The sequence below is a fragment of the Candidatus Poriferisodalis multihospitum genome (genome assembly GCF_028283155.1).
GTDB classification, from domain to species: Bacteria; Actinomycetota; Acidimicrobiia; order Acidimicrobiales; family Poriferisodalaceae; genus Poriferisodalis; species Poriferisodalis multihospitum.
Window position 1 is genome coordinate 1 of record NZ_JAPYOK010000003.1, and the last position, 5,088, is coordinate 5,088.

Sequence of the window (5,088 nt, forward strand, 5' to 3'; positions counted from 1 at the left end):
GTCCCCAGCGTTGCCGATCTTGACGTGCTGGTACCCGCCATAGGTGACCAACCAGTCGGCAATGTGCGCCTCCAACGCCGCCTCTGTGACAGAACTCACTCCGCCGCCTCACACAGCAGACCCGGCATCCGACTCACCCTAGAACGCATGTGTCACGAGCAGTGATCTCCACCTGAGCCCGATTGCCGTGCCCTGAGCCAGACTTCGCTGCAAAATCGGCATGTTTGGTGGCAGACCGTTCGTCATCTCTGGCGCTGAGGTTGACATTTGGGCCTGATGGGCCGATAATGACCGTGTCCTCCGGTGCTGTTCCGGGGGAAAGACGCGAGCCCCGGAGTGCCAGGCCGAGGGCGTGCCGCAAGGCAGGCCGACTAGGACGGGAGCCGGGGCTTTCGCATTCCTGGTCATATGTTGACCACCTCGATGATCCCGGCGTTCGCGAGCTGATCGAAGATCGCGTTGCTGCGCCCCAGCAGGTGTTCTGCGGTGACGCCGCAGATGGCATCGGCAATCCACAGAAGTGGTTCGGCTTTCGACCGCCAGTCGTACCGAAACGGCGCGCCGCCGTCCGTCGCGAATGTGTTCAGCAGGGTTTCTTGGTCGCGTTGATCGCTGATCTCGTCGCCAGACTCGATGATCACGTGTGTGATGCCGTCATGGGCCAACCGGCGGGCGTGGGCCGCTAGCAAGTCGCGCCGCGCCCCAACTTGGCCACGCCGGGCGACAGGCCGCCACAGCACCGATGCCATCAGCCCTGTGTCCTCGAGAAGAGCCACCATCCGTTCGATCGCTTCTGGGCCTTCGCGGCGGTAGTGAAATGGCGAGGTTCGTTCGCCGACGACGCCGCCAACACGGTGGCGAATGTTCGATGGGTCGAATACCACAGCGGCGGTGACGACGTAGTAGACGCCCGCGCCGGCGACCGGCGACGACTCATCGATGACAGCCACCACGTCACCGCGTATCGGTTTACCGTCGCTGAGCCTCGTCATCGCTTGGCTCCTCGACGTCGGGATCGCTGACGCCGACCGGTCAGGCCGAAAGGAGCCTTCAGCGTGTAGAGGTGCTCTGTTGTGGCACCCGTGGGTGACAACGGCGCTGTCTTCACGCGGACGTCAACATCCAGCAAATCGCGAGTCCGGAGGCCGGCAAGGCCCCGCTGGGCTGTGTCCGCTGAGACGCCGTACCAGTCTGGGGCGTGCTCGATCGGCAGCCAAAACTCATCTCTCAAGCTCGACGAGACCAGCAGCATCGCAAGCTCGGGAACGCTCAACTCCCTGATCCAGCGTCCTTCGCCACCAGACCCAAGCCGCCATAGCGCCACTGGAACCTTGAAATAGTCGTCGGCCTCCGTCCGGCAGTCCTTGTCACCAGGATGGGTGTAGTCTTGCCCAGAGCCATCCTCGCGAAGCAGCGTGATCTGGGCCATGCGGTTGTAGCGGCTTCGGCGGATCAGGCCGTGATCTTCCAACCGACGCCATGCCTTGGAGATCGCGCCCGTGGCGCCCTTCGAGGTCGGCTGCGGGTTACCGAGCGCACGTGCCCAAACCGGAGCGGGCAGCGCTGTGTCCCATGGCGGTGACGACGCCTTCAGTACGGCGGTCAAGTACAAGCGGAGTCCGAGCGAATCACCTGCACGGACAAGGTCGGCCATCGCTGACCCGCGATACCCACTCTCCGAGTCGGGCTTCTGCAGAAACGCCTTGCGCAGCGGAGCATGGTCGCGGCCAGCCTCATCTACGATGGCATCAATGGTTTGGTTGGCCGTAGCCGGCTGCTCGTGGCACGCTGTAGCCATGCCCGTCACAGTATACCAACAGCTTCCGAATGCCACCCTGCCAGCGGATTAAAGCACCAGCAAGCTGTATTCTGAATCGCCTTGTTAGCGGTAGCCACAAGAGTACCTGCGGAGTACATATCCGAGTACCCGTCCAAGCACACCTCTCAGGTCCAAGCGGCTCACCGGGGCGGCGGCGTTGTGTCTGCCCGAGACCGGGAAGCCATCGGCGGCAACACGAAACTGGCCTGATTTCTGCACGATGAGCCCACAGGAGCCCCGCATGAGTCGACAACGCGCGCGAAGCAGGCACGGCTACCTGCCACCGCCGCGGACCGGACCCCGCTTCGCCTTATGGCGACCCTGAGTCTCATGGCTACGCGTCACGGGCTCTGCCGCTGGCGAGCAGCGCGCAGATGGCGATGTAGCGGAGTCCGTGAGCCGTGCGTCAACGGCCGAGGATTCCGAGGCGAGGCCTGCCAGTCCACGCTGCCAAGGCCGACCTGTTCGAGCAAGCGCGTGATGACATCGATTGCACAAGGTTGAATTAGGCGTTTCCCGCTCGCGTACATGGGAGTGAGAGTGAACTTTAGGAACATTGCCGTAGCCGACCTAGATCTCGACATTCGGAATCCCCGGCATGGACCCGTTCCGAGTCAGGAAGCAGCGATCAAGGCGCTCGTCCACGAACAGACGCGCAAGCAGGACAACCTGCTCACCAACCTCGCTCTCGATATCCACGAACACGGCCTGAATCCGACTCTGCGGTTCACCGTGCTCGAGGAGTCCACCGGCCGGTTCACGGTGCTCGACGGGAACCGCCGACTCGCTGCCTTGCGCCTTCTTGCGCGCCCAGATCTGCTGCCGCCGGACGCAGAGCCCCCCGATTTCGCTGAACGGGTGGTGCATGCAGGACAGCAGCCACATTCGGTGGACTGTTATGCGGTCCACCGTCGCGAGGAAGCCGACGTCTGGCTTGAGCGCATCCATCAAGGTCAACTTGACGGCATCGGGACCCGTCCTTGGACGCCAGCGGCTCAGCATCGCTGGCGGCCATTGGGGCGACCAACCCAGACATCGAGAGCTATTGACATTCTGGACTGGCTGCGCTTTCGCGTCGCTGGCACAGATCAGATTGAACGCCACATCGGCTATGTCGAACGGAACGCCACGACGAATCTCGGCAGACTCGCGCAGACGACGGTCGTGCAGCGCCTTGTCGGGTTCCACTTCAGCGGACACGATGTCGTCGCTGATGCCTCCGAGTTCGACTTGGTGCGTCGTCTGTCAGCCATCGTCAGCGATCTTGCTTCGGGACGGGCAGTCACCGAGATTCACAAGAAGGAACAGCGCGAGTCGTATGTGCGCGGGCTGTTGGGCTCGGATCTGCACGAACAGCAGACCGGCGATCAGGCCCCGCCTGAAGCTGCACGGGCGAGCGAGGAACAAGTCGAGACGAGCCAGCAGGCCAGCCTCATTGAGACAGGGCCATCTGTTGACGACCAAACCGCCGAAGGCTCGACGGCAGCAACGAACAACGCGCAGAGCCCAGAGCCGCCGCCATCCTCCGATCGACCCGAGGCACCGCGGCTGTTTCGAGAGACCAACGTCGACGGCTTGCACCACCGCACACAGAGCATCTTCAGAGAATTGCGAAATCTTGATCTGTTCAAGTTCCCGAACGCCGCCGCCGTACTGCTTCGTAGCGCCATCGAACTCAGCGTCGACGAACACCTCGATGCACTCGGTCGCAGACCGGCACCTGACACGGGACTCGCGAGGCGGATCAGAACGTCAATCGACGAACTTGCCGTGGCAAGTCCCGGCGACAAGCGATTTGAGGCGATCCAGACTGATCTGGGCAAGCAATACAGCTTGGTTTCTGCCCGGAATCTCAACCAATACGTGCATAACCTCCACAATGCCCCGCTCCCGAAGGACCTCGAGACGATCTCGGTGAACTACGGCCCGCTCATCGAGGGCATCTCGGCTGCGGTTGCGTCGCGACGAGCGGCCCGCTAAGCGATGGCGTTCCTCAGCCCGCTGCGCTACCCCGGGGGCAAAGGCCTTTTGCTGGCGTTCGTGCAAGACATCCTGAGTCGGAACGTGCCGCGCCACGCGACCTACGTGGAACCCTTCGCCGGCGGCGCAGGGGTCGCACTCGGGCTCTTGAAGTCGAGAACAGTGGAAAGAGCGGTCATTGGCGATGCAGACCCGCGCATTGCTGCTTTCTGGCGTGCCGTCACGGAACACCACACCGAGTTCGTCGAGCGGGTGGAACGATGTAACGTGAACATCGAAACTTGGCACAAGCAGGCATCGATCGTCGCCGCAGGTTCCGAGAGCGATCTGGAATTAGGGTTCGCAACATTCTTCCTGAATCGTACGAACCACTCGGGCGTTATTGATGCGCGACCGATCGGTGGCCTCTCCCAAAACGGCCCCTGGCCGTTGGACTGTCGATTCAACAAACTGAACTTGATCGAGCGTCTGCGGACTGTCCGCAGGTTTGCAAATCAGATCGTCGTCCGCGAAGGCGATGGTGTCGAGCTAGTCACAAATGCCTCCCGCGACCTTGACGAGCCGGTCTTCATCTATGCCGATCCACCCTATCTCACCAAGTCAGCAGACTTGTACCTCGACACGATGACCTATGAGCGCCACAAGGAGCTAGCGCACTCGCTCAGCTCATGTGACGCGCCGTGGATAGTCAGCTATGATGTTGATGACCGCGTTGTCGAAGACCTCTACCCAGACATGAGGATTCTGCAGTTTGGACTACGCCATAGCGCCCGACGCAGCCACATTGGCAGGGAACTCATGGTCTTCTCCCAAGACTGCGATTTCGGCGATGCAGTATCAACGCTGCGCAACGCAACATGGCGGCGCTGACCGTCCTCAAGCAAACTATCCGTAGCTGCTGGGCCTCGTCCCCTGCCCGGTGGCGCTATTCTAGGGCAACTACGCGCCGCAATTCAAGTCGCGCAAGAATCCTCAACGATTGCGAAGTCACATGCTGGGTTCAGCACATCGCATGACGCGAGCTGACCCGGTATGGACCCTGAGTTCGTCACTATATTGTCCTATCGCTTATGCGCTGGTTTCAAGATAGTGATTCCCACACTGTCTATCCATGGCCAGAGGTTGCTTTGACGATCATAGCGTGACGGCGTTCCAACAACAGGTCGACATTCCGATGTAGGCGCGAAATCAGCGTGTCCATCCGCGCTAGCTCAGCTTCAAGTTCACTCGCTATCCGTGTTTGGATTGATCGGTCCGGCACCACAAGGCGTACCTCAGCGAGTGTGTCC

5 protein-coding genes are annotated in these 5,088 nt (G+C 61.4%); 2 read left to right on the plus strand and 3 right to left on the minus strand.

From position 1 onward, the window contains the following. Positions 1 to 404 precede the first annotated feature (404 nt). From VI480_RS00030 to VI480_RS00040, 3 genes are all read right to left on the minus strand, one after another. Entirely contained in the window at positions 405 to 992 is a 588-nt protein-coding gene (locus tag VI480_RS00030) for a hypothetical protein (RefSeq protein WP_323670759.1), read from the minus strand. Then, positions 989 to 1,798: a hypothetical protein gene (locus tag VI480_RS00035; protein WP_323670760.1), complete on the minus strand. Its 810-nt coding sequence runs from the start codon at positions 1,796 to 1,798 to the stop codon at positions 989 to 991. The genes VI480_RS00030 and VI480_RS00035 overlap by 4 nt, the downstream gene beginning before the upstream one ends. A 591-nt stretch (positions 1,799 to 2,389) precedes the next feature. Next, positions 2,390 to 3,019 carry a hypothetical protein gene (locus VI480_RS00040; protein ID WP_323670761.1) on the minus strand — a complete coding sequence of 210 codons (630 nt, stop codon included), beginning with the start codon at positions 3,017 to 3,019 and terminating at the stop codon, positions 2,390 to 2,392. Here VI480_RS00040 and VI480_RS00045 point away from each other — a divergent pair. Both VI480_RS00045 and VI480_RS00050 read left to right on the plus strand, forming a co-directional pair. After that, on the plus strand, positions 2,984 to 3,799 hold the full coding sequence (locus tag VI480_RS00045) for a hypothetical protein (RefSeq protein ID WP_323670762.1): 816 nt from the start codon (positions 2,984 to 2,986) through the stop codon (positions 3,797 to 3,799). The two genes, VI480_RS00040 and VI480_RS00045, sit on opposite strands and share 36 nt — an antisense overlap. 3 nt (positions 3,800 to 3,802) lie before the next feature. Beyond that, complete coding sequence (locus tag VI480_RS00050) at positions 3,803 to 4,669, plus strand: DNA adenine methylase (RefSeq protein ID WP_323670763.1); 867 nt, start codon at positions 3,803 to 3,805, stop codon at positions 4,667 to 4,669. Positions 4,670 to 5,088 lie beyond the last annotated feature (419 nt).

What these genes read in the sequence shown, in the direction of transcription:
- VI480_RS00030 (WP_323670759.1), bottom strand. Translation starts at nt 992, where the DNA reads ATGACGAGGCTCAGCGACGGTAAACCGATACGCGGTGACGTGGTGGCT.
- VI480_RS00035 (WP_323670760.1), bottom strand. Translation starts at nt 1,798, where the DNA reads ATGGCTACAGCGTGCCACGAGCAGCCGGCTACGGCCAACCAAACCATT.
- VI480_RS00050 (WP_323670763.1), top strand. Translation starts at nt 3,803, where the DNA reads ATGGCGTTCCTCAGCCCGCTGCGCTACCCCGGGGGCAAAGGCCTTTTG.